Origin of the sequence: Altererythrobacter lutimaris, from assembly GCF_013371495.1 — a bacterium.
In the GTDB taxonomy this organism is placed as follows: Bacteria; Pseudomonadota; Alphaproteobacteria; order Sphingomonadales; family Sphingomonadaceae; genus Erythrobacter; species Erythrobacter lutimaris_A.
Genome location: NZ_JABWTA010000001.1, coordinates 1,494,616 through 1,517,344 on the forward strand (window position 1 = coordinate 1,494,616; position 22,729 = coordinate 1,517,344).

At 59.2% G+C, this 22,729-nt stretch carries 24 protein-coding genes; 11 read left to right on the plus strand and 13 right to left on the minus strand.

Annotated features, from left to right (window positions below):
- Positions 1–10 precede the first annotated feature (10 nt).
- From mraY to HUO12_RS07335, 11 genes are all read right to left on the minus strand, one after another.
- Entirely contained in the window at positions 11–1,081 is a 1,071-nt protein-coding gene (gene mraY / locus HUO12_RS07285) for a phospho-N-acetylmuramoyl-pentapeptide-transferase (protein WP_176272947.1), read from the minus strand.
- 15 nt (positions 1,082–1,096) lie between these two features.
- Entirely contained in the window at positions 1,097–2,554 is a 1,458-nt protein-coding gene (locus HUO12_RS07290) for a UDP-N-acetylmuramoyl-tripeptide--D-alanyl-D-alanine ligase (RefSeq protein WP_176272948.1), read from the minus strand.
- Positions 2,551–4,041, minus strand: coding sequence for a UDP-N-acetylmuramoyl-L-alanyl-D-glutamate--2,6-diaminopimelate ligase (locus HUO12_RS07295; RefSeq protein ID WP_176272949.1), 1,491 nt, complete (start codon positions 4,039–4,041; stop codon positions 2,551–2,553). Before HUO12_RS07295 ends, HUO12_RS07290 begins: the two co-directional genes overlap by 4 nt.
- Positions 4,041–5,762, minus strand: a complete 1,722-nt coding sequence (locus tag HUO12_RS07300) for a peptidoglycan D,D-transpeptidase FtsI family protein (protein WP_176272950.1) — start codon at positions 5,760–5,762, stop codon at positions 4,041–4,043. The genes HUO12_RS07295 and HUO12_RS07300 overlap by 1 nt, the downstream gene beginning before the upstream one ends.
- Complete coding sequence (locus tag HUO12_RS07305; protein WP_176272951.1) at positions 5,759–6,361, minus strand: hypothetical protein; 603 nt, start codon at positions 6,359–6,361, stop codon at positions 5,759–5,761. The genes HUO12_RS07300 and HUO12_RS07305 overlap by 4 nt, the downstream gene beginning before the upstream one ends.
- On the minus strand, positions 6,358–7,329 hold the full coding sequence (gene rsmH, locus HUO12_RS07310; protein WP_176272952.1) for a 16S rRNA (cytosine(1402)-N(4))-methyltransferase RsmH: 972 nt from the start codon (positions 7,327–7,329) through the stop codon (positions 6,358–6,360). Before rsmH ends, HUO12_RS07305 begins: the two co-directional genes overlap by 4 nt.
- On the minus strand, positions 7,326–7,811 hold the full coding sequence (locus HUO12_RS07315) for a division/cell wall cluster transcriptional repressor MraZ (protein ID WP_176272953.1): 486 nt from the start codon (positions 7,809–7,811) through the stop codon (positions 7,326–7,328). The genes rsmH and HUO12_RS07315 overlap by 4 nt, the downstream gene beginning before the upstream one ends.
- Before the next feature lie 413 nt (positions 7,812–8,224).
- Positions 8,225–9,034: a hypothetical protein gene (locus tag HUO12_RS07320; RefSeq protein WP_176272954.1), complete on the minus strand. Its 810-nt coding sequence runs from the start codon at positions 9,032–9,034 to the stop codon at positions 8,225–8,227.
- On the minus strand, positions 9,015–9,380 hold the full coding sequence (locus HUO12_RS07325) for a hypothetical protein (RefSeq protein ID WP_332310383.1): 366 nt from the start codon (positions 9,378–9,380) through the stop codon (positions 9,015–9,017). The genes HUO12_RS07320 and HUO12_RS07325 overlap by 20 nt, the downstream gene beginning before the upstream one ends.
- Entirely contained in the window at positions 9,380–10,393 is a 1,014-nt protein-coding gene (locus HUO12_RS07330) for a cysteine synthase A (RefSeq protein ID WP_176272955.1), read from the minus strand. The genes HUO12_RS07325 and HUO12_RS07330 overlap by 1 nt, the downstream gene beginning before the upstream one ends.
- 86 nt (positions 10,394–10,479) lie before the next feature.
- Positions 10,480–10,797 carry a 2Fe-2S iron-sulfur cluster-binding protein gene (locus HUO12_RS07335; RefSeq protein WP_176272956.1) on the minus strand — a complete coding sequence of 106 codons (318 nt, stop codon included), beginning with the start codon at positions 10,795–10,797 and terminating at the stop codon, positions 10,480–10,482.
- A gap of 107 nt (positions 10,798–10,904) precedes the next feature.
- On the opposite strand from HUO12_RS07335, the gene HUO12_RS07340 reads away from it, so the two are divergent.
- The 3 genes from HUO12_RS07340 to HUO12_RS07350 all read left to right on the plus strand — a co-directional run bounded on the left by HUO12_RS07340 (position 10,905) and on the right by HUO12_RS07350 (position 14,652).
- Positions 10,905–11,522, plus strand: a complete 618-nt coding sequence (locus HUO12_RS07340; protein WP_176274340.1) for a DNA-3-methyladenine glycosylase family protein — start codon at positions 10,905–10,907, stop codon at positions 11,520–11,522.
- A gap of 117 nt (positions 11,523–11,639) precedes the next feature.
- Positions 11,640–13,724 (plus strand): S9 family peptidase, encoded by a 2,085-nt coding sequence (locus HUO12_RS07345; protein WP_332310384.1) that lies wholly within the window; start codon positions 11,640–11,642, stop codon positions 13,722–13,724.
- A gap of 124 nt (positions 13,725–13,848) precedes the next feature.
- Complete coding sequence (locus HUO12_RS07350) at positions 13,849–14,652, plus strand: SDR family oxidoreductase (RefSeq protein WP_176272957.1); 804 nt, start codon at positions 13,849–13,851, stop codon at positions 14,650–14,652.
- On the opposite strand, the gene HUO12_RS07355 is transcribed toward HUO12_RS07350, so the two are convergent.
- Entirely contained in the window at positions 14,649–14,954 is a 306-nt protein-coding gene (locus HUO12_RS07355) for a 4a-hydroxytetrahydrobiopterin dehydratase (RefSeq protein WP_176272958.1), read from the minus strand. The genes HUO12_RS07350 and HUO12_RS07355 overlap by 4 nt on opposite strands.
- A 47-nt stretch (positions 14,955–15,001) precedes the next feature.
- Here HUO12_RS07355 and ccmA point away from each other — a divergent pair, with 47 nt between their 5' ends.
- From ccmA to HUO12_RS07370, 3 genes are read left to right on the plus strand one after another with little or no spacing between them, the layout of a single operon-like run.
- A complete protein-coding gene (gene ccmA, locus HUO12_RS07360; protein WP_176272959.1) occupies positions 15,002–15,613 on the plus strand; it encodes a heme ABC exporter ATP-binding protein CcmA in 612 nt (203 codons plus the stop codon).
- Positions 15,610–16,260: a heme exporter protein CcmB gene (locus tag HUO12_RS07365; RefSeq protein WP_176272960.1), complete on the plus strand. Its 651-nt coding sequence runs from the start codon at positions 15,610–15,612 to the stop codon at positions 16,258–16,260. Before ccmA ends, HUO12_RS07365 begins: the two co-directional genes overlap by 4 nt.
- Positions 16,261–16,788 (plus strand): hypothetical protein, encoded by a 528-nt coding sequence (locus tag HUO12_RS07370; RefSeq protein ID WP_176272961.1) that lies wholly within the window; start codon positions 16,261–16,263, stop codon positions 16,786–16,788.
- 14 nt (positions 16,789–16,802) lie between these two features.
- On the opposite strand, the gene map is transcribed toward HUO12_RS07370, so the two are convergent.
- Positions 16,803–17,633, minus strand: coding sequence for a type I methionyl aminopeptidase (gene map, locus HUO12_RS07375; RefSeq protein WP_176272962.1), 831 nt, complete (start codon positions 17,631–17,633; stop codon positions 16,803–16,805).
- A gap of 70 nt (positions 17,634–17,703) precedes the next feature.
- Here map and HUO12_RS07380 point away from each other — a divergent pair, with 70 nt between their 5' ends.
- From HUO12_RS07380 to glnA, 5 genes are all read left to right on the plus strand, one after another.
- Positions 17,704–19,098, plus strand: coding sequence for a leucyl aminopeptidase family protein (locus tag HUO12_RS07380; protein ID WP_176274342.1), 1,395 nt, complete (start codon positions 17,704–17,706; stop codon positions 19,096–19,098).
- Between the two features lie 113 nt (positions 19,099–19,211).
- Positions 19,212–19,553 carry an SH3 domain-containing protein gene (locus tag HUO12_RS07385; RefSeq protein WP_176272963.1) on the plus strand — a complete coding sequence of 114 codons (342 nt, stop codon included), beginning with the start codon at positions 19,212–19,214 and terminating at the stop codon, positions 19,551–19,553.
- A 21-nt stretch (positions 19,554–19,574) separates the two neighbouring features.
- On the plus strand, positions 19,575–20,510 hold the full coding sequence (gene argC, locus HUO12_RS07390) for an N-acetyl-gamma-glutamyl-phosphate reductase (protein ID WP_176272964.1): 936 nt from the start codon (positions 19,575–19,577) through the stop codon (positions 20,508–20,510).
- A 237-nt stretch (positions 20,511–20,747) separates the two neighbouring features.
- Positions 20,748–21,086 carry a P-II family nitrogen regulator gene (locus HUO12_RS07395; protein ID WP_176272965.1) on the plus strand — a complete coding sequence of 113 codons (339 nt, stop codon included), beginning with the start codon at positions 20,748–20,750 and terminating at the stop codon, positions 21,084–21,086.
- Positions 21,087–21,171: 85 nt separating this feature from the next.
- The gene (glnA, locus tag HUO12_RS07400; protein WP_176272966.1) at positions 21,172–22,581 is read left to right on the plus strand and encodes a type I glutamate--ammonia ligase; all 1,410 of its coding nucleotides are present in this window, start codon (positions 21,172–21,174) and stop codon (positions 22,579–22,581) included.
- Positions 22,582–22,729 lie beyond the last annotated feature (148 nt).

Sequence of the window (22,729 nt, forward strand, 5' to 3'; positions counted from 1 at the left end):
GACTTCGTTCTCACCTCAGCTTCAAGGTTGAAAGGCCCGCCATCGCGAGCACAATCGCAATGATCCAGAAACGGATCACGACCTTGCTCTCACTCCAACCGAGCTGTTCGAAATGGTGGTGGATCGGCGCCATGCGGAAAATGCGCTTACCCGTCCGCTTGAACCAGAAAACCTGAATGATGACGCTGGCGGTCTCGACTACGAACAAGCCGCCGACGATGAGCAATACGATCTCGTGATGCGCAGCGACAGCGACTGCGCCAAGCGCGCCACCTAACGCCAGCGAACCCGTGTCGCCCATAAACACCGCTGCGGGCGGAGCATTGAACCACAGGAAGGCCAGCCCTCCCCCGACAATGGCCGCGCAAAAGATCGCAAGCTCGCCTGCTCCCGGTACATGCGGGATGCCGAGATATTCTGAATAGTCCACGCGGCCCACAAGGTAGGCAATCAACGCGAATGTGCCCGCCGCGATAATAACTGGCATGATCGCGAGGCCGTCCAGCCCATCGGTCAGGTTCACCGCATTGCCGAACCCGACAATCAGAGTTGCGGCAAAGACGTAATAGAACGGCCCCAAAGGAATGCTCACGTCCGAGAAAAACGGGACGTAGAGATCCGTGCTGATCTGGCCGACAATAATGTAGCTCGCGATGCCTGCGACAATGAATTCGAACAATAAGCGCACTTTGCCGGAGACGCCGCGATGGCTGTTCTTGGTAACCTTGTCATAATCGTCGAGGAAACCGATCAAGCCGAAGCCTGCCGTGACCGCCAGGCAGGCCCATACAAATGGATTTCGCAGGTCCATCCAGAGCAGCAGCGAGAGCGTCAGCGCGATCAGGATCATTAGCCCCCCCATCGTAGGCGTGCCCACCTTCGCCTGGTGGCTTTGCGGACCGTCCTCACGGATCGGTTGACCCTTGCCTTGCCGTACGCGCAGAAGGTTGATGAACTTGGGACCAATCAGCAGGCCGATGAACAGCGCGGTGATCAGCGCCGCGCCAAAGCGGAAGGTCTGGTAACGCACCAGATTCCAAATGCCGTCAAAGCCCAGATATTCCGCAAGAAGGTAAAGCATGAGCCTGTCCCGCCTCTATCCGCCGAGGCCTGCAAAGTGTGACACCACAGTGCCAAGCCCGACTGAGTTGGAACCTTTGACCAGCACCGCATCGCCCTGTGCCAATCCATACTCTTCCAGCAGCGCAATCGCCTCGGCTGGATTCATGCAATGCGCGTATGAGAGTCCCTTGTGAATCCCACTGGCAGAGGCTTTCCCCAGTTCGCTCATCAAAGCGCGCATTTCATCGCCCACCAGGATCACGTGATCGATTTTCGCATCATGGATCGGCTCGGCAAGCTGCGCATGGAACTTGTCGGCAAAATCGCCCAGCTCTTTCATGCTGCCAAGCACTGCGACCCGCCGGCTAGCAGGCGTTTGGCCCAGTTGGCGCATGGTGGCGCGCATGCTGGCAGGGTTGGCGTTGTAGCTCTCATCGATAAGGAGCGCATGACCGCCTGCGGCAGGTACCCGGTGACGTGCGCCGCGCCCTTTGAGCCCGCCCATTTCAGCGAGCGCCAAGCCTGCTGCTGCCAAATCTCCGCCCGCAGCGCGGACTGCCGCCATGACACCAAGCGAATTGGCGATCCAATGCTCGCCCGGCTCTGCAACTGAATAGCATAGCCGCGTATCGCCCAGATCGGCTGTCACGAGCGAGCCGCCATTGGCAGACGGGATCGCGTCGAGCAGGCGGACATCGGCATCGGCAGCCTTGCCGAACGTCACAACCTTGACCCCCAGCTTTTCGGCATAGGCCTTCATCCGGGGCGCGTACTCGCTATCCGCCGGGATGATCGCAGTGCCGCCATCAGCAAGCCCGTCAAAGATCGAGGCTTTCTCATCCGCGATCGCTTCCATGCTGCCGAGATTCTCGATATGCGCAGGCGCAATCGTTGTGATGAGCGCGACATGCGGGCGGACATGCTCAGCCAGAGGCGCGATCTCGCCTGCGTGGTTCATGCCCATCTCGAACACGCCAAAGCGGCTGCGCGCGGGCATCCGGGCAAGCGAAAGCGGCACACCGACATGATTGTTGTAGCTGCGAATAGAGCGATGCGCCGCGCCTCTGCTGGCCCGGTCCAAGCTCACGAAGATTGCTTCTTTGACACCCGTTTTGCCGACTGAGCCGGTAATTCCGATCCGCACAGCGTCGCTGCGATCGCGCGCGGCATGGGCGAGATCATGCAGGGCTTGCGTCGTGTCCTCGACCAGCACATGAGGGTAGTCGACAGGCCGGTCGACAATGGCAGCCACCGCGCCGTTCTCGAACGCCTTCGCGATGAAGCGATGGCCGTCCATCGCTTCGCCTTTAAGCGCAACGAAGACATCGCCGGGACGCACATCACGGCTGTCCATCTCAACGCCCGAAGCCTGAAACGCGTGGCTCGCAGTCCCGCCAGTCGCTGCTGCAATGCTGGCTGCATCCCACAAGGCGTGCGGCAGAGTATCACGCGGACTAGCCGGCCATTGCCGCAACAGTGCGTGTGCGCTCATGAAGCAGCTCCGATCTGGCTTGCGCATTCGCGCGCCACTTCGACATCGTCGAACGGCAAAACCTTCATATCCTCTCCTGACCCGATGATCTGGCCTTGTTCGTGGCCTTTTCCTGCAATGAGCACGACATCTGCTGCCTTCGCTTCCGCGATCCCTGCTGAGATGGCTTCGCGCCGGTCTCCGACTTCGCGCGCATTGTCGTTTGCGCCTTCCAGCACGGCCCCGCGAATAACCGCAGGGTCTTCGCCGCGCGGATTGTCGTCTGTGACAATCACGAGGTCTGCTGCAGCCGAAGCAACCTGCCCCATCTGAGCGCGCTTGCCCTGGTCGCGATCACCGCCTGCGCCGAAGACCGCGATCAAGCGGCCGCCTCTTGTCTCATCGACATGTGGACGAAGCGCAGCAATGGCTGCTTCCAACGCGTCCGGCGTATGCGCGTAATCGACATAGACTGGCGCGCCGCTCGCTGAAATCGCTGCACGCTCCAGACGCCCACGCACCGGCTGCAAGCGCCCGAGCGCATCGAAGACTGCACTTTTGTCTGCGCCAGTTGCCAGCGCGAGACCAGCCGCGGTCAGCGCATTTTCTGCCTGATAGGCTCCGATCAAAGGTAACTTGACCGTTTTTGTCTCGCCATCATGCTCGATCTCGAGCGTCTGGCCCAATTGCGTCGGGGTACGGGCGGCGAGACGAAGAAATTCGCCCCGCTCGCCCACCGTGAGCACGCGCAGCTGCCGTTTTTGCGCGTGCTCGACAGCGCGGCTCGTCCACTCGCTATCAGACGAGCCCGCTACAATGACAGCCGAGCCGCCATCCTCGACAACATCGTCGAAAAGGCGCATCTTGGCTTGGAAATAGTTTTCCATGCTGCCGTGATAATCCAAGTGATCGCGGCTGAAATTGGTGAATGCTCCGGCGCGGACACGCAGCCCTTCATTGCGGAATTGCGAAAGGCCGTGGCTGGAGGCCTCATAAGCAACACGGGTCACACCTTCGCGCGCCAAGCCACTCATATTGCTAAGGAATGTCACGATATCGGGCGTGGTTAGCCCGGTAGACACACTTTCATCCGGAGTGGTAACGCCTAACGTCCCGATGCTCGCTGCGCGCTCTCCGCACATACGCCAGATCTGCCGTGTCATCTCGACACATGACGTTTTGCCGTTCGTACCTGTGACAGCAACGATGATCTCTGGGACGGGCGTAAAGAACTTTGCCGCCAATTGCGCAAAAGCCTGGCGCGGCTCGTCATCAGCGATATGGATCGCACCTTCGACTTTCGCTTCTTGCCGCGCCACCACTGCCACAGCACCTGCATCGACAGCCTGGGCGATGAAGTCCTCACCATTGAAGCGCGCGCCTTTGAAAGCACCGAACACTGTTCCCGGAGCCACTTTGCGGTTGTCGATCGCAAAACCGGTCACGGCGACGTCACCGTCGCCGCTCAGCTCGATCCCTGCCGCTTGTGCCAGTGCCCCCAGCTTCATCAGCTCTTGCCCTTCTCAACCAGAGGGCGAAGATCAGAAATGTCGACTTCGCGCGTGGCATCGGGCTGAATGCCGAGCAAGGGGCCGATCCGGGGGACGAGCTTCGCAACGATAGGCGCGGCATTCCATGCAGCGGTGCGTTGGTAGGAGCTCGCGACAGTTCCACGCGGCTCATCCAGCATGGCGATCACAACATAGCGCGGATTGTCCATCGGAAATGCCGCAGCAAAGGTCGAAATGAGCGCAGAGCGGCGATAACCGCCATTGCCTGGTTTTTCAGCAGAACCCGTCTTGCCGCCCACGCGAAAGCCGGGCGCGTCCGCATTGCGGCCTGTGCCATAGAGCGTGATCATGCGCAGCAGCTGGCGCATTCGGGCAGAAGTTGAGGCTTTGAAAACCCGCCGCCCGAGCGGCACATCGGCAGCATCGAGCTTGTGCAAGGTCGCCGGGCGCCAGATCCCGCCGTTCACCATCGCGGCATAAGCGCTCGCAAGGTGAAGCGGGGTCACCGCGATACCGTGGCCGTAACTCACAGTCATATTGCGCACACGCGGCCAGTCGTCGCCCGGCCAGATCGGGTGGCCGCGCGCAGGCAGTTCAATGTATGGCCGCTCGCTCATGCCGAGGTCGATCATGGTCTTGCGCAAGCGCTCAGCGCCTAGCTCGTCAGCCACGCGTGCCGTCACAGTGTTGGACGAATAGATCAGCGATTGCGGAACGTTGAGCGTTTCGCCCTTAGGCTTGAGGTCCTTGATCGAGCGACGTCCAATCTCAACCGGCTTTGCATTCCATTCGCGGCCCATGTCGCGCACGACGCCTGCATCGATCGCTGCTGCGATGGAAAGGGGCTTGAAGGTAGAGCCAAGCTCGTAGACCTGATTGGTGACGCGGTTGAACATGTTGGCTTCACCCGCTTCATCGATCCGGTTAGGATCGAATTCAGGCAGCGAAGCGAGCGCGACGACTTCGCCTGTGTCAACGTCCAGCACGATGCCCGCCGCACCCAGAGCATCAACCGCAAGCATGCCTGAACGCAGCTCGTCTTCGAGCGCGCCTTGCACTCGCATATCGATGGAGAGAGCGGCTGGCGTGCCGCGCAGCTCAGGGTCCTTAAGCCGGGCATTGAGTACTTGCTCCATACCGACCCGCCCATTCCCGTCTGCGCCCATATAGCCAAGGATATGCGCGCCCATCGAGCCTTGCGGATAGTGGCGGTCCGTCTCGCGCGGCATTTCCAGCGCGAGCTCGCCAATTGCTTGAACGCGGTTGGCCTCTTCCGGCAGTACGCGGCGGCGCAAGTAACCTGCTCGACCAGAAGCCAGACGCTCGGCAATTTCGGCTTCGTCAATGGTCGGGAAGATTGCAGCCAATTCTGCCGCCACCGCCTCGGGTGAACGCACAAGCGGCGAACCATCTTCGCCCATCGCCTTGGGGTTATACCAGAGGGCATAGGCGGGAAAGGCGCGTGCTAGAGGCACACCATTGCGGTCTGTGATTTCACCCCGCGGCGGCAGAAGCGCGTCCTGCAAGCTCGTCCGCGTAGTCGCGTGATCAGCAAGCCCGAGATAGGAAATCCGCAGCATCGCGGCCAGCGTCACAACGGCAAAGACCAGCGCGATCCAAAGCACGCGCCAGCGCGCTGTGGTCAGCGACTGGCGGCGAAATGTGACAAGCTGGACCCTGCCGCTGGAGATGGCAGCGCTAGCAGAAAGCGCATTCATTCAGCAGCCTCGGATGACAGATAGTTGCGACCATCGCCTGCGCTTGTATTGAGCGCGCTCGCGTCCAAATTCCGTGCCTGCTCTGCGCCTGCGATAGCGGCCTCTGTGAGAATTTCGCCAAAGGCTTCCGCGAAAGACGAATCTTCAGACGTTTGCGCTGTCACACGCTCGATCGTACGACCTGAAACAGGCGAGACCATCGGCGCATCAACCAAAGCGAGACGCGTCGCGCTTGCGCCGTTTTCGTCCGCTCCGCTGTCTGCTTGCGCAAAGCGAACCGGCGCAGGCGCGCTCGGACCGAGCGGTACAGACAGGCTCGCGAGCTGTCGCTCGCTCATCAGATATTGGTCAGGACGCGGCGCTTGATAGCCGAATTCAACCGTATTCCATTCAGCAAGTTGGCGCTGGCTCGCGCGGGTCTGGAACTCGGTTTCCAGCATCAGCGTCTCACGCTCAAGCGCGATGATCTGACGTTCAGCGAGCAGCACCTCGCTGCGCACAGCATGGACACGGAAGCTCAGCGCAAGAAACAGCCCGATGCACGCCGCCAGCACGACTGCCCAGCCAATTTGACGAAGACGTGAGCCGGGGGTGATCATGCCGCTTCCTTTCTTGCAGGGGTGGATGTGCGCACAGCGTGGCGCAGGACAGAAGACCGCGCGCGGGGGTTACGTGCGATCTCTTCTGAGGAGGGCCGGATGGCCTTGGAGACTTGTTCGAAGACTGCAGGCGTCGTTTCGACTTGCGGCATATGGCGCGAGCCGGTCTGGCGCGCCTCTGCTTCGCGGAAGAAGCGTTTGACGATCCGGTCTTCCAGGCTGTGAAAGCTGACCACGGCAAGCTTGCCGCCCGCGCGGAGCAATTGCTCCGCGGCATTGAGGCCTTCGCGCAGCTCGTCGAGCTCTGCATTCACATGGATGCGGATCGCCTGAAAACTGCGTGTCGCAGGGTCTTTCTTGTCTGATGGCTTGTGGCCGAGCGCCTTGCGTACGACGCGCGCTAAATCACCGGTCGTTTCAAGCGGGCGCGCGGCAACAATCGCCCGTGCGACGCGGCGCGACTGGCGCTCTTCGCCGTATTCATAAAGAACGTCGGCGATGGCGCTTTCCGCAGCCGAATTGAGAAAGTCCGCCGCGCTCTCGCCTTCGCCGCTCATCCGCATATCAAGCGGGCCGTCGGTTGAGAAGGCAAAGCCCCGCTCAGCCTGATCGAGCTGCATCGAGGAAACACCGATATCCATCGCGATCCCGTCAACCTCGCTAACCCCGGCTTCGGCTAGCGCTGCTACCATTTCCGAAAAGCGCCGCGGATGGAGAATGAGGCGAGGAGGGGTAGTACCCGCTTCTTCCCATCCGCGGCCTTCAGCGATCGCGCTTGGGTCGCGATCGAAAGCGTGAACTGTTGCGCCTTTGCTCAGCAATGCGCGGGTGTAGCCACCGGCGCCGAAAGTCGCGTCGACAATGACATCGCCCGGCTGAGGATCGAGCGCGGCGATGACTTCGTCGAGCAATACAGGGACATGCGGCGCATCACTGGCGGGCGCTTGAGGAGTGAGAGCGCGGCTCATTTCTTCTTCGCCTTCGCTTCAGCGACAAGCGCATGGCAGGCAGCTTTCGCCGCCGCCCAGTCATCGCCCATGCAGTCAAGCTCGGCAGGGTTCCAGATCGTGAAAAATGACCCGCCGCCGTGGAAATAGAGCCCGTCGTCAAGGTTGGCGATTTCGCGCAGGTAATCAGGCATGTTGAAGCGGCCGGACTCGTCAAAGCCGACTTCACGGAAACCATTGAGCTGGGAGGAACGCGTTTCGCGGTCGAATTCGCGGCCGAACTTGTAAGCCATCTCTTCTTCGCGATCGAGCTGCTTTTCAAAGTCGGCGCGGCGCGACAGGCCGAAGCCTGTCAGGCAATTCCAGCGATCATGCTTGGTAAGGCAGAGAATGCGGCTGCCGGAAGACTCTTTGACTGCCTTGCGGAACGCTGGAGGCAGGACAAAGCGGTCTTTATCGCCGAGAAGCGAAAAAGCCTGTCCACTGTATCCTCCGAAATCCACGCTTGGCTCTCCACCCCGGAAATTCGCCGCAATTCACGCTCACTTTTGTGAGCCCGTCCCCACACCAGACACAACTTTCCCGCAGCCGCCCGCGCGCAAACGCAAACAGCTCGCCCGTCAGTCAAACGAGCGCAGCACGAAACACTATGTCCGATGGAGGACGGTCATATCGCGTGAAAATGCGGGATGAAAGGGGTTTTTACGGGGAAATGCGGGATAAACCTGCAAACTTCTGATTTATAGTAACTTTCTTATTAACCAAATGTGCCCCCATCGTTGCAGAGTTCCTACGTAGAAGCCCGCAAGCGGCCGAAAATCATGAGAAACTGCCGGTTTTGACGCTGTTCGAGTCGCAACTCCCGAGGCCTGCCCCGCGTTTTCCCGCATTCGCAAGGACAAGGAGTACCCGCGGGTCACTCAAACGCTTCGCGGAAGAGCGAACGCAGGACAAACGCGCCCTCTTCGCCCGGATCTTCCGCTTCAAACAAAGCTGCATCAGCAACCAGCGTCACTCTGCCTTTGCCAATCACACAATGCGCAATGACGCCTTCTGCGTCGAGTTCGCACTGCCCCGCCCCATCTTCGAGCAGCTTAAGCTCGCCAGCCATAATCGCTGGCAGCAAACCGTAGCGCGCTTCCAGTATGCGGACATCCAGGGACTGCATTTCATCGAATTGAACCTCAAGACCCCAACGGGCGACGACCGGCGGGATAAGCGCCGAGCCGACCGGATGACGCGGATCGAAAACAGGAGTCTCGTAATGGCCGGTCAGCATGGGATCGAGCACCAGCAGCAACCGCCCACCAGCTTTGACCCATTCATCGAGAACGACATTATCTTCAGCGCTGATCCCGCGCGGCTGGATAATCGCGAGCCGATCAAGCTCGCTGATATCGCTGACCATGTCTTCCGGCATTTCCAAACCGGGAAGAGGATCGCCGGCCTCTGCGACCGGCGAAAGCGTATCCATCGGGCGCAAAGCGTAGTCCAGCTCGAGCGCTTGCCTTGTCCATGGCGACGCGAGCTCGCCTTGCGTCAGATCGGTCAAGTCAGCGCCGTCAGGCCAATAAATCGGCAAGCTGGTGACTAGACCGATTGGTTCGCCGGGTCCGGGCGGCAACGAGTTTTTTACACCGCGCACACCAAGGACTGCGAGCACAAGACCGCCGAGCACGGCCACGACCAAGAGAAAAATCGCAAGCTTAGGGCGCTTGATCCGCATCGCCCGCCCCTGTGTTATTCGTACCTTGTTCCGGCACAATCGCTGTCGCTTGCGGGACAGGGCTCGCATCATCAACCGGCAAATCCGGGACAACGCCGGCGTCCGCCAAAGGATCGCGTTGCTGGGGTGCGGCGGTAGGCTCTGTGGTGGGCGCGGCCTCCGGAACAGCGAGCTGTTCTGTCTCTCGCGCGCGGTTCTGAATGACATTGGCGAGACCCACCAGCAGGATCATCGCCGCAATGCCGGACAAGCCAATTTGCAGGCGCTGGACCGCTTCTGCGCGAGTACCGCCTAACGGTGCCGCAATCGCGTCATCGTCAGGCTGCAAACCCTCCTCAGCTGCCACTATCCCTCTCCGAGCCAGTCGAACACTGGAAGGTTCTTAGCCTTGAGCCACTCGGAATTATAGAGGGTTGATAGATAGCGGAAGCCGGTGTCGCACAGGATCGTCGCAACCCGCGGGTTTTCGCGGCCTTCCGCGACCAGCTGCTTGCCGAGCGCAATCGCGCCTGCGACATTGATGCCGGACGAAAGTCCCAAACAGAGGCCTTCCTCGCGGAGCAGCTTGGCCACCCATTCCAAGCCTTCTTCATCAGAAATGCGGAATTGCGTGTCGATCGGTGCGCCTTCGAGGTTGGCTGTAATCCGGCCTTGCCCGATCCCCTCTGCAACCGAGGAACCTTCGGCCTTCAGTTCGCCATTCGCGAAATAGTTATAGAGCGCAGCGCCGTGCGGGTCCGTCAGCGCAATGCGGACATTCTCGTCCCGCTCTTTCAATCCCATGCCAACACCAGCGATGGTACCGCCTGTACCAGCAGCACAGGTGAAACCATCGATCCGGCCTTCCAATTGCTCCCATAGCTCCGGCGCAGTGGTCTCGATATGCGCACGGCGGTTTGCAACATTGTCAAACTGGCCAGCCCAGATCGCACCTTCGGTTTCTTCGGCCATCCGGCGAGATACATGCTGGAAATGGTTGCAATCCGCGTACTTCGTAGGCGGAACAGTGACGAGTTCCGCACCAAGCGCACGGATCGTATCCATCTTTTCCTTGGACTGGTTGTCCGGCATGACGATCACTGTCTTGTAGCCGAGCGCATTCGCGACAAGCGCGATACCGATACCGGTATTACCAGCGGTTCCTTCGACGACCGTGCCGCCAGGCTTCAGCAAGCCCTGCGCTTCAGCATCGCGGATGATGTAAAGCGCCGCCCGATCCTTCACCGAGGAGCCGGGATTGGCAAATTCGCATTTGCCCCAGATTTCACAGCCAGCCGCTTCGCTCGCACTTTCAAGCAAGACAAGCGGTGTGTTCCCGATCAGCTCGAGCGTATTCTGACGAGTATTCGTTGCATTCATAGCTTGGGAGTTAGGCGCAGCCCTGCCTCAGCGCAATCCATTCGCGCTTTTACAGCAGGTAGCAAACCTTCCGCGCTTGTCGCGCCTCAGTCTTCAGGAGCGATTGTGACTTTCAAGCCGTCCAGATCAGCCGTGAACGGGATCTGGCAAGACAGACGCGAAGTTTCGCCGCGATGGTCAGAGCTTTCCAGCAAATCGTCTTCGTCTTCGCTCATCGCTGGAAGCTTGTCCGCCATCGCCGGATCGACAAGGATATGACAGGTCGCGCAGGAGCAGCAGCCGCCACACAAAGCGAGCAGCTCGTCAAAGCCATTGTCGCGAATGGCTTCCATAACCGTCAGGCCATCATCAACATCGATGGTCGATTCTTCACCTTCGCGGGTCACTACAGTCAGCTTGGGCATTCAGCGTAATCCTTACTTCTAAGCGTTGCGCTTATTCGCGCACTATCCCGTCTGTGGCGGGGCTGCTACGCATTGGCGCGCGCAAATGCAAGCAAGAGGAATGGCGATTGGGACTGTCACAAAAGCAATTGGAACAATCGCTCGATTACTTGGCGAGTGCAGACAAGCGTGTTGCAGGCGCGTTGAAACGGGTTGGCTATCCTGAAGCACGCATCCGCGATCGCGGTTATCAGACATTGCTGCGCACGATAGTAGGTCAACAGGTCTCTGTCGCAGCTGCATCCAGCGTGTGGAACAAACTTGTCGCAGAAATTGGCGAGGATTTGCGCCCTGACGAATTGCTTGCGCGCGATTTCGATACGCTGCGCGCTTGCGGGCTTTCGCGCCAGAAGCAAGGCTATGCGCGGTCCTTGTGCGAGCTCGTTTCCAGTGGCGCGCTGGATATCGACAAGCTGCCAGATCACGATGAGGAAGCAATTGTTGAACTCACGCAGATCAAAGGGATCGGGCGCTGGTCAGCGGAGATCTATCTGCTGTTTGCCGAAGGTCGGCCGGACATCTGGCCGGCTGGCGACCTTGCGGTTCAGGAAGGCGTGAAGCGCTTGCTTGAGCTGAAAGAACGTCCGGCAGAGAAGGAAACCCGCGCTCTTGGTGAGCCGTGGAGCCCCCATCGCGGCGCCATGGCGATCTTTACCTGGCATTATTATGCTAACCCGGCGCTTTAAGCGGTCAATTCTATCAATGCCTCAAGGCACTCGACGGGCGCTCCGGTTTCCCTTGCGCAACGCGCCTGCGCGTCTTAGCTGGTTAACACAGCGATGAATTGGGAGACTGACACCACCATGTCCGCACACAAACTCACGACCCGTCTTATGGCAAGCGCCCTGACCGCTGGCCTGCTCGCCGCATGTACAACCGCCACGACTGAAGAGCCCCGAATGACCGCAACCGAACTCGCCGCAACAGCAAAGCCAATCGAAGATTTCGCGCTGATCCCGCGCGACCATCTGTTCGGCAACCCAACCAAAGCGGCAGGTCGGATCAGCCCAGATGGCAAATACCTAAGCTGGCTCGCGCCAAGCAATGACGTGCTCAATGTCTGGATGGCGCCTGCCGACAATCCGGACGCTGCCAAGGTCATGACGACGGCGACCGACCGCCCGATCCGGCAGTATTTCTGGTCGCCGGACAGCAAGAGCCTGCTTTATGTTCAGGACAAAGGCGGCGATGAGAACTTCCTGCTTTACGGTATCGATATCGCGACCGGAGAAGAGACCACGCTCACACCGTTCGAGAATACGCGTGTAACAATTATCGGCGGATCTGAGAGCATTCGCGACAAGATCCTTGTCGGTCTCAACAACCGCAACGCGACATTCCATGATGTGCACATGCTCGATCTCAACACCGGCGAGCTTGAGCTGGTTTACGAGAACAACAGCTATGCTGGTTTCATGGCGGATGACACGCTGACGCTGCGTATGGCGATGCGACAGAACGCCACTGGCGGCACGGACTATTTCCGTGTTGTCGATGGCGAAGTTGAAGCAGAACCATTCTCAGCAACCGGAATGGAAGATTCGCTGACCACCAATCCGGCGGGCTACACCACTGATGGAAGCACGCTTTATTGGCTCGACAGTCGCGGTCGCAACACAGCCGCGCTGTATGCCGAAGACGTTACAACCGGTGAACGCACGCTGATCGCAGAGAATGACAAGGCCGATATTGGTGGCACGATCCGCGATCCGAAAACGGGCGTCGTGGAAGCGTACTCAGTAAACTACCTTAAGACTGAATGGACTGCGACAGATCCTGAGATCAAGGCATCGCTCGATTTCCTCGACGGCCAGCTTGAAGGGGAATTCGGCATTTCCAGCCGTACCGATGATGACATGACATGGATCGTCTGGAACGATCCGATGACTTCGCCTTCATCGACCTACATCTATGATCGTACGGCAGGCACTCTTACGCCGTTCTACACCACCCGGCCGGAGCTGGAAGGTGCACCGCTTCAGCCAATGTATCCGGTTGAGATTACCAGCCGCGATGGTCTGACGCTGCCGTCCTATCTCACGCTCCCACCGGGAAGCGACGCTGATGGCGATGGTCGTCCGGAAAGCGCGGTTCCCATGGTTCTGCTCGTGCATGGCGGACCTTGGGCACGCGATAGCTATGGCTTTTCCAGCATGGTCCAGTGGCTTGCGAACCGCGGCTATGCGGTGCTGCAGACAAACTTCCGCGGCTCGACTGGCTTCGGCAAGGACTTCATCAATGCAGGCAACAAGCAATGGGGCCTGAAAATGCATGATGATCTGATCGATGCGACCGATTGGGCGATCGCAGAAGGCATCACCAGCGCTGACCAGGTTGCGATCATGGGCGGGTCCTATGGTGGCTACGCAACGCTTGCCGGCCTCGCGTTTACGCCTGAGAAGTTTGCTTGCGGCGTCGACATTGTCGGCCCGTCTAACCTCGAAACACTGCTTGAGACAATTCCGCCTTACTGGGCTCCGATCGTGAAAATGTTCCACGAACGGATGGGTGATCCGAATACGGAAGAAGGTCTGGAGCTGTTGAAGGCAGCCAGCCCGCTCTACAAAGCGGACGAGATCACAAAGCCGCTGCTTATCCTGCAAGGCGCCAATGATCCGCGCGTCAAGCAAGCGGAAAGCGATCAGATCGTAAGCGCGATGAAGGAAGCGGGCATTCCGGTGACCTATGTCCTTTATCCCGATGAAGGGCACGGTTTTGCCAAGCCCAACAACAACATCGCGTTCACGGCCGTTTCCGAGAACTTCCTTGGCACATGCCTTGGCGGTCGGAGCGAACCAATTGGTGACACTGTAGCGTCGAGCACCGCGCAAATCCTTGAGGGGGTTGAGCATGCGCGCGGCCTTCAGGACGCATTAGGCGACGAATAAACGGCCCCAAGTGAGCTCTTGCCAACGGCGAGAGCTCACAAAAGGCTGACAAGCTCGCGCAACCTCTCTAAGCAAGTTGCAAATTGCAATCTTGCGGACACAATCCAGGGAGAGGGGTATCGCCATGAGCGAACGCAGGTCTATTTTCATCACAGGCGGCGGTTCCGGACTTGGTCGGGCCGTTGCCATTTTTTTTGCTGAGCGCGGCTGGTTTGTCGGCATTGCCGATATCAACGAGCAAGGCATGCAGGATACGCTCGGCCTAATTGATGGCGGGTTCACCTATTCGCACAAGCTTGATGTGCGCGATCGCAAGGCGTGGGACGAAGCGCTTGCGGCCTTCTCCACCGCTGCGGGTGGCCGGATCGATGTGGTGTTCAACAATGCGGGAATCGCGCATGGCGGCCCTTTGGCGGAGCAGCCGGAAAACGAGATCGAAGCTGTGCTCGACGTTGATCTCAAGGGCGTGATCTTTGGCGCACAGGCATCCTATCCGCATTTGAAGAAAACTGCGCCGGGCTCAGTCCTCGTCAACACAGCCAGCCTAGCCGGTATTATCGGCGCGCCGAACTTGTCGGTTTATTGCGCTGCCAAATGGGCAGTGCGCGGTCTCACACACAGTCTGGACGCGGAATGGGCCGATGACGGGATCAAGGTCACATCGCTGTGCCCGGGCTTTATCGACACGCCGATTATCGAGCAGGTCGCCGTAGACTCCAATCAGACCGTCAAGGAAACGCTGATCGAAGCGGGTGTGGAAGTCGGTCATGTTAGCGAGGTTCCCCCCGTAGTGTGGAACGCGGTCCATGGTGACAAACTTGACTACACCGTCGGCAAAACCGCTGGGCGTTTACTCAAGCTCTCACGCTGGCTGCCGGGCCGCGTGCGCAAAGAAATGCGCAGCCGCGGGATTGGCGCTGAAGTTTAAATCAGGCCGTCGATTGCGGCGATCATCTTGACATCGCGCTGTGACAAAGCACCGCCATTATCGGGGTCAGCATCATGCGTGGTCAGCGTGATTTCGACCCGGTTATAGACGTTGAACCATTCTGGGTGATGGTCATGGCTGTCCGCGATGAGCGCAACGCGGCTCATGAAGCCCCATGCCTCGCTGAAATCAGCGAATGTGAACGTCCGCTCGACTGCCCTGCCCTCGCGCGCCAGCGACCAATCACTATGCTCGCTGAGAAGCGCGTCGCGTTCTGCGTCAGTAAGTTGGGGGACTGACATGGCCTACTCCTTGTTAGCTGCCTCGCTTTTGCTTAACCCATCGCGCGATGCAAGTTTCCCGCCTTTCTGCCACTGATCTGGCCTGCCGCCGAGGCGAGCGTGTGCTGTTTCGCGGTCTAGGACTGCAGGTTGAGAGCGGCCAAGCGCTGCACACTGCTGGCGCAAACGGAATCGGCAAGACAAGCCTGTTGCGCATTCTGGCGGGTCTTCTGCGACCCTTCGCGGGACAAGTGGCCAGCGAAGGCGCTATCGGGCTCCTCGATGAGCGTCCCGGCTTGGATCCCGATCTTCCATTGCGAAAAGCGCTGAACTTCTGGGAGCGCGTGGACGGATGTTCGGACCCTTCCGGAGCTCTTGCTGCGATGGGGTTGGAGCCACTGCTCGACGTGCCTGTCCGCTATCTTTCGACCGGACAGCGCAAACGGGCGGCGCTCGCCGCTTTGCTCAATCGCGGTGTGCCTATCTGGCTGCTGGACGAGCCGCTTTCCGGTCTGGATGCCGCCGCTATCGAGCAAGTGACGGCGCTCATCTCATTGCATGTTTCCGGTGGGGGGATCGCCATCATCGCATCGCACCAGCCGCTCGCCATTCCCGATCTGCGCGTGCTTGAGATTGCGGATTTCGTCCCATTACTTTCGGACTATGAGGCGAGCGAATGATAGGTACGCTGCTTCGCCGCGATCTCGCACAATTCTTCCCCTTCACAGGAAGCGGAGCGGCCTTGCCGCTGCTGTTCTTCCTTGCCGTCGCCATGCTCTATCCCTTCGCTGTGGGTCCAGACGCCAATCTGCTTTCGCGAACCGGTGGCGGAATTGTGTGGATCGCGGCCTTGCTCGCCGCCATCCTTCCGCTCGACCGCTTGGTTGCGCGCGACATTGAACTGGGCGTGTTTGACCAGCTGCGGTTGCGCGGCATCGCGGAAGAGAGCGCCATGGCCGTCCGCTTGCTGGCGCATTGGCTGAGCTTTGGTCCGCCTTTGATCTTAGCGACGTTCCCTGCAGCAGCCTTGCTCAAGCTGGAGGACGAAACGCTGCATCTTTTGCTGCTTGGATTGCTGGCGGGAACGCCAGGCTTGGCCGCCATTGGCCTTATCATCGCGAGCGTGACCGCAAGTCTGCGTGCAGGCGCAGCGCTTTCAGGGCTATTGCTGATACCGCTTGCCTTGCCGATCCTGATATTCGGCGCAGGCGCTCTCGCAAGGAATGACATAGCTACTATCGGGTTAACCGGAGCGTTAAGTTTAGGCCTTATAGCGCTCGCACCGTTTGCTGCTGGCGCTGCTATCAGGGCCGCTCGGGAGGGATAAATGGACTTACTTGCGAACCGTTACGTCCAAATGCTGATTGGCGCTGTCACCGCCATTGCGCTCGCCATCTGGGTGGTTGCTTTCTTCACTGAAGACGAACCCGAACCTGATATCTGGTGCGCTTTCAAAGGCGTAAATGGCCAAGGCCCTGTGTTCATGGGCCGCGTCCAGGGCCCAGTTGAGCGGGTGGCGATCCGCGGGTTGCTGTCCAAGCCGCGCGTCGGCAATACCTATGACATCAACGGTTCCGCCACGTTCCAGTATCGCGGGCAAAGGCGCAATGCGGTGATGGAAGGCGAAGTAACCGTGGATGGAAATGACCGCGTCACCTATCTTGACCTGTCACTGACGGGCGAGGAGCTGGGCCGCAATGGTCTGACAATGGCGACGCTTGATGGTAACGGCCGCGCAGCGCCTGATCGCAGCCGCGCCTACCTCTACAGGGACTCGCGGTTCCGCCTGTCGCACCCGATGTTCTACGCTTGCAGCGTGGACTTCACAGCCAATCCGCCGGCAACAACAGAGTAAGCTTGCTCCAACGCTTACGCGTAAGGCGGTTGGTGGCGGCCTTTTGCGCTTTCTGTGAAGATTTCAACGCCGTCATCTGTGATCGCAATCGAATGCTCGAATTGCGCTGAGAGCGACTTGTCGCGCGTCACCGCTGTCCAGCCATCACTGAGCACCTTGGCCCATGGCTTTCCGAGATTGATCATCGGTTCGATGGTGAAGAACATTCCCGGCTTGAGCTCAGGCCCGGTGCCGAGCTTGCCTGCATGCACCACTTCAGGCGCATCGTGGAACAGGCGGCCAAGCCCATGCCCGCAAAATTCGCGCACAACACCATAGCGGAACTGCTTGGCATGCGTTTCAATCGCATGGCCAATATCGCCGAGCCGCGCGCCCGGCTTTGACGCGGCTTCAATGCCCAGCATCAAGCACTCATAGGTCACATCGACCAAACGCTTCGCTTTCAAAGGCGGTTCGCCCGCATAGAACATGCGGCTTGTGTCGCCATGCCAGCCGTCGAGCAAGGGCGTGACATCGACATTGACGATATCGCCTTCCTTGAAGACCTTCTCGCTTGGAATGCCATGACAAATCACATGGTTGATCGAAATACAGCAGCTATGCGTATAGCCGCGATAGCCAAGGGTTGCCGGCACGGCTCCGCCATCCAGCATCATTTCACGGATCGCTGTATCGACGCTCTCGGTTGTCACACCCGGCTTCACCAGATCAGCGACTTCATCGAGGATATTCGCCGCCAAACGCCCAGCCTTGCGCATGCCTTCAAACCCCTCCTCAGTGTGGAGCTTGATAGTGCCGTCGCGATAGACCGTCTGGTCGCCTTCTACGAGTTGATATTGATGCATCCGCGCTATGTAGCGCTTCACAAGTGAAAATGCGAGTGACAAGCGCGATAGGGTGGCTAAACACCCGGTCATGACCGATGTATCCAATCTCATCCAGCCTGATCGCGGGCAAGACGCGATCACTATCCGCCTCGTCACCAAAGACGGTTTCGAAGACTGGCTGAAGTCCCTTTCCGCTGGTCAACGCGCCGCTGTGAAAGCGCAAAAGTTTGAAGGCGCACCCGGACAGACAGCCATTGTGCCGGATGGCGACGCTTGGTTCGCTGCAGGCGGCGTTGCCGATCTGGAAGACCTGTCGAGCTATTGCCTGGCCAAGCTTGCTGAAGTGCTGCCGGAAGACACCTATCGCCTTGCCGAGGGGGATCCGGGCGACGCCATGCTCGGCTGGATGACAGCGCAATACCGCTTTACCCGCTACACCGAGGAAAAGCCCGAAGAACCGCGCGTCCTGCTTTCCAAGCAAGTGAAGCACATTGCCTCGGCCCAAGCCGAAGCGGCGGCTGAGCTACTCGTGCGCGATCTCGTCAACACGCCCGCGGAAGACATGGGACCTGCCGCGCTTGAAGCCGAGATCGAAAAGCTCGCAAAAGCGCATTCGGCCAAGCTCAAGGTTGTCAAAGGCGATGCTCTGGAAACCGGCTATCCCATGGTGCACGGCGTGGGCCGCGCAGCAGCGCGCCATCATGCGCCCCGCCTGCTCCACCTGACTTGGTCTCGTTCAGGGGGCAAAGACAGCGACCCGGTTCTCGCGATTGTCGGCAAAGGCGTATGCTTCGATTCCGGCGGGCTCGATATCAAGCCCGCTGCCGGCATGAAGCTGATGAAGAAAGATATGGGCGGTGCGGCTCACGCGATCGCGCTTGCAGGGCTCGTGATGAACGCAGAGCTCCCTGTGCGCTTGCATTTGCTGGTTCCGGCAGTCGAGAACGCAATCGCAGGCAATGCCTTCCGCCCGGGCGACGTGCTGTCCAGCCGCAAGGGATTGACTGTTGAAATCGGCAATACGGATGCGGAAGGCCGCTTGATCCTTGGCGATGCGCTAACCCGTGCAAGCGAAGAAGAGCCTGACTTGATCATCGATTTTGCAACGCTGACCGGAGCTGCGCGTATAGCACTCGGGCCGGACCTGCCAGCGCTTATGACGCGCCGCGATGAAACCGCTAATGCGCTGATCGCCGCAGGCCATGAATGCGATGACGAGGTATGGCGTCTGCCCTTGCCTGAGGCCTACCGCGAATGGCTTAAATCCGACATTGCCGACATGAACAACATATCTGGCAATCCCTTTGCCGGCGCGAGCGTCGCAGGCCTGTTCCTCGACAAATTCGTCGGTGACGATATCGACTGGGCGCATTTCGACACATTCGCTTGGCGCCCCTCTGCAAAGCCCGGACGCGCGAAAGGTGGCGCGGCCTACGGCCTGCGCGCAAGCTGGCATATGTTGCAAAGCCGCTACGGCGCGTAACATTTGTCGCGGGTAACCACGCCAAGCTAACTTGCCGGAAAGGACTGGCGTGTATAGGCGCTCAAAGGTCCGGACATCGCCGGGCCGTGAGCAACGGGATATGACGACAAGCCATGACTGGCGCTGCCGATTATACAGTTCCTGATGGCCCGCTGTGCCTCAGCGGCCCTTTGCCGCGTCCGGAACCCGGCGCGTTGCCGCTGCGCGGGGACTTAGCGCATATCGCTCTCGCTGGCACGCATCTGGCGGCGCATTACGTCGTCCCCATAGTGGCTGAGATCGGTTTGGCTGGCGCTCCGATGTATCTCGCTCAACGCGATGACAGCGACATTATGCAAACGCTCAGCTCCGGCACAAAGGTAGAAATCCTCGACATGGCAGGCGACTGGGTGTGGTGCTGCCTTGGTCCCAGAGGTCCGGCGGGATACGTCAAAGCGGATTGCCTCGCTGCCTGATCGCGCTATGACGCGCGCATTATGGCAACGCGCATTTTCATCGATGGAGCGGCTGGAACCACCGGCCTTGAGATTCGCGAGCGGCTGACCGGCCGCAGCGAGTTCGAGCTGATTGTACTAGATGATGCGCAGCGCAAGAGCGAGGCCGCACGCCGCGATGCCCTGCACGCTGCCGATGTCGCGATCCTTTGTCTGCCCGATGATGCAGCACGCGAAGCAGTGAGGCTGGCCGAAGGCTCTGACACACGCTTTATCGATGCCTCAACCGCGCACCGCGTGGCCGATGGCTGGACCTATGGCTTCCCTGAACTGGTCGGGCGCGACAAAATCGCGGGCGCTCAATTCGTGAGCAATCCCGGCTGCTACCCGACGGGTTTTCTAGCGCTTGTAGCACCACTCGTTCGCGCAGGATTGCTTCCGGCCGATTGGCCATACACGATCAATGCCGTGAGCGGATATTCGGGCGGCGGCAAGGCTCTGATCGAGCGGTTCGAGAGCGATCTAACGATAGGCTTTCGCGCCTATGGCCTTTCGCTCGACCACAAGCATCTAGCGGAAATGCAGAAATACGCGGGCTTGGCTCATGCGCCGGTATTCTCGCCCAGCGTGGTCCCGACGCATCGCGGCATGGTGGTCGACGTGCCCCTGCCGCTTTCAGCGATGAACGCGCTGCAGAGCCGCGACGCTGCGACAGCGATCCAAAGCTGCTGGTACGAGACCTATCAGGACAGCGCGATTGTCATGATCGCAGACGCGCCGGAGAGCGGCGAGATTTTGCTCAGCCGCAATGCTCAGCCTTGGGACGGGATGCATATTTGCGCATTTGTCAATGCGGATGGCTTGCAAGCCCGCCTCATTGCGAAGCTGGACAACCTTGGCAAAGGCGCGTCCGGCGCCGCGATCCAGAGCCTCAACATCATGTGTGGATTTCCTGAGGAAACGGGTCTTGCTCTGTAGTACTGCCTAAATTTTAGGCAGCCTCCGTTCGACTCTTGGGCACACGCTCCGATCCGGAGCAGACCGTGCGCTCAACCATCATGTCCAAAGTGCTGGAATCGCAGCATCCCTTTGCTTGCGGGAATTCTCTTCACGCATTGGCACGAATCTTGAATTCGCCCGTTAACAAATCATGAAGCCATCGCTCTTGGATTTCCTCGAGAAGAATGGCGAATATTGGAAGAGGACAACCCCCGCGTGAAGAAGGTCGAATCGATCATCAAGCCGTTCAAGCTCGACGAAGTGAAGGAAGCGCTGCATGAGATCGGCGTATCCGGTATCACTGTCACTGAAGCCAAGGGCTTTGGCCGCCAGAAGGGTCACACCGAACTCTATCGCGGCGCTGAATATGTCGTCGACTTTCTACCCAAGGTGAAGCTCGAAGTGGTCGTCAGCGACGATCTGGTCGAGCGCACTGTGGAAGCCATCGCCAACGCTGCTCAAACGGGCCGGATCGGTGATGGCAAGATCTTCGTCTCGCCAATCGAGACCGCGCTGCGGATACGAACCGGGGAGCGCGACGACGCGGCGATCTGATTACCTAAGTACAATTTTCAACCAACCATGAACCTGCCCCAAAAACAGGGGGCGCATTCAAAACTAGCTGGAGGCTGACACAATCATGGCAAGTGCAAAAGACATCCTGAAAACCATGAAGGATGAAGAAATCGAATGGGTCGACCTGCGCTTCACGGACCCCAAGGGCAAGTGGCAGCACCTTTCCATGTGCGCCGATGTCATGGACGAAGACGCGCTCGAAGACGGCCTGATGTTTGACGGCTCGTCCATCTCCGGCTGGAAGGTCATCAACGAATCTGACATGATCCTGAAGCCGGATCTCAGCAATTCCTACATCGATCCGTTTAGCGCCACGCCGATGCTGGTGCTGTTCTGCGATATCGTGGAGCCTTCAACCGGCGAACTGTATGGCCGTGACCCGCGCTCGACAGCCAAGCGCGCAGAAGCCTATCTCAAATCCACCGGCATTGGTGACACGGTCTATGTCGGCCCGGAACCTGAGTTTTTCATGTTCGACGATGTGCGCTTCGAAGACGGCTATGCCGGATCAGGCTTTGCGATCGACGACATCGAGCTGCCAACCAACACCGGCAAGGAATATGAAGCGGGCAACATGGGCCACCGCCCGCGCGCAACCGGCGGATACTTCCCAGTCGCGCCTGTCGACAGCGCGATGGACATTCGCGGCGAAATGGTCGCAACGATGAAGGAAATCGGCTTGCCGATGGACAAGCATCACCACGAAGTTGCTGCCGCTCAGCACGAGCTTGGCATCACATTCGGTGACCTCGTCACGACCGCTGACCGCGTGCAGGTTTACAAGTACGTCGTGCAGCAAGTCGCCCATGCCTATGGCAAAACCGCGACCTTCATGCCGAAGCCGATCAAGGAAGATAACGGTTCAGGCATGCACACGCATATGTCGATCTGGAAGGACGGCAAGCCGACTTTCGCTGGCAATGAGTATGCAGGTCTGTCGGAAACCTGCCTTCACTATATCGGCGGTGTCATCAAGCACGCGAAAGCGCTGAACGCCTTCACCAACCCGACCACCAACAGCTACAAGCGTCTGGTGCCGGGCTTTGAAGCGCCTGTGCTGCTGGCTTACTCAGCGCGCAACCGCTCTGCTTCGTGTCGTATTCCATACGGTGCAGGCGACAAGGCCAAGCGCGTCGAGTTCCGCTTCCCGGATGCTCTGGCGAACCCGTACCTGTCATTCTCAGCGCTGCTGATGGCTGGCCTCGACGGTATCCAGAACAAGATCCACCCGGGCGAAGCCATGGACAAGAACCTCTACGACCTCCCGCCTGCAGAGCTCGCAGAAGTTCCGACTGTGTGCGGTAGCTTGCGTGAAGCGCTGGAAGCACTGGAAGAAGACTACGAGTTCCTGCTGAAGGGCGATGTGTTCTCGAAGGACCAGATCGATGCTTACGCAGAGCTGCTGTGGGAGCAGGTCTCGCGCATGGAAACGACGCCATGCCCGGTCGAATATGACATGTATTACAGCGCGTAATTTGTTGGCCTACCGCTTCGCTACTTGAGACCGGTAGAGCTTAAAGCGAACACAAAGGGGCTCGACCGTCTGGTCGGGCCCCTTTTTTGGTAGGAGCTTTCGTTGATTTACCTCGTTTCTGAGGCGTGGCTCTCGCGCAACGAACGGG

Excerpts from the sequence above, each read along its gene's own strand:
- mraY (WP_176272947.1), bottom strand. The coding sequence starts at position 1,081 with ATGCTTTACCTTCTTGCGGAATATCTGGGCTTTGACGGCATTTGGAAT.
- HUO12_RS07290 (WP_176272948.1), bottom strand. The coding sequence starts at position 2,554 with ATGAGCGCACACGCACTGTTGCGGCAATGGCCGGCTAGTCCGCGTGAT.
- HUO12_RS07295 (WP_176272949.1), bottom strand. The coding sequence starts at position 4,041 with ATGAAGCTGGGGGCACTGGCACAAGCGGCAGGGATCGAGCTGAGCGGC.
- HUO12_RS07300 (WP_176272950.1), bottom strand. The coding sequence starts at position 5,762 with ATGAATGCGCTTTCTGCTAGCGCTGCCATCTCCAGCGGCAGGGTCCAG.
- HUO12_RS07305 (WP_176272951.1), bottom strand. The coding sequence starts at position 6,361 with ATGATCACCCCCGGCTCACGTCTTCGTCAAATTGGCTGGGCAGTCGTG.
- rsmH (WP_176272952.1), bottom strand. The coding sequence starts at position 7,329 with ATGAGCCGCGCTCTCACTCCTCAAGCGCCCGCCAGTGATGCGCCGCAT.
- HUO12_RS07320 (WP_176272954.1), bottom strand. The coding sequence starts at position 9,034 with ATGCGGATCAAGCGCCCTAAGCTTGCGATTTTTCTCTTGGTCGTGGCC.
- HUO12_RS07330 (WP_176272955.1), bottom strand. The coding sequence starts at position 10,393 with ATGAATGCAACGAATACTCGTCAGAATACGCTCGAGCTGATCGGGAAC.
- HUO12_RS07335 (WP_176272956.1), bottom strand. The coding sequence starts at position 10,797 with ATGCCCAAGCTGACTGTAGTGACCCGCGAAGGTGAAGAATCGACCATC.
- HUO12_RS07345 (WP_332310384.1), top strand. The coding sequence starts at position 11,640 with ATGTCCGCACACAAACTCACGACCCGTCTTATGGCAAGCGCCCTGACC.
- HUO12_RS07350 (WP_176272957.1), top strand. The coding sequence starts at position 13,849 with ATGAGCGAACGCAGGTCTATTTTCATCACAGGCGGCGGTTCCGGACTT.
- HUO12_RS07355 (WP_176272958.1), bottom strand. The coding sequence starts at position 14,954 with ATGTCAGTCCCCCAACTTACTGACGCAGAACGCGACGCGCTTCTCAGC.
- ccmA (WP_176272959.1), top strand. The coding sequence starts at position 15,002 with ATGCAAGTTTCCCGCCTTTCTGCCACTGATCTGGCCTGCCGCCGAGGC.
- HUO12_RS07365 (WP_176272960.1), top strand. The coding sequence starts at position 15,610 with ATGATAGGTACGCTGCTTCGCCGCGATCTCGCACAATTCTTCCCCTTC.
- HUO12_RS07370 (WP_176272961.1), top strand. The coding sequence starts at position 16,261 with ATGGACTTACTTGCGAACCGTTACGTCCAAATGCTGATTGGCGCTGTC.
- map (WP_176272962.1), bottom strand. The coding sequence starts at position 17,633 with ATGCATCAATATCAACTCGTAGAAGGCGACCAGACGGTCTATCGCGAC.
- HUO12_RS07380 (WP_176274342.1), top strand. The coding sequence starts at position 17,704 with ATGACCGATGTATCCAATCTCATCCAGCCTGATCGCGGGCAAGACGCG.
- HUO12_RS07385 (WP_176272963.1), top strand. The coding sequence starts at position 19,212 with ATGACTGGCGCTGCCGATTATACAGTTCCTGATGGCCCGCTGTGCCTC.
- argC (WP_176272964.1), top strand. The coding sequence starts at position 19,575 with ATGGCAACGCGCATTTTCATCGATGGAGCGGCTGGAACCACCGGCCTT.
- glnA (WP_176272966.1), top strand. The coding sequence starts at position 21,172 with ATGGCAAGTGCAAAAGACATCCTGAAAACCATGAAGGATGAAGAAATC.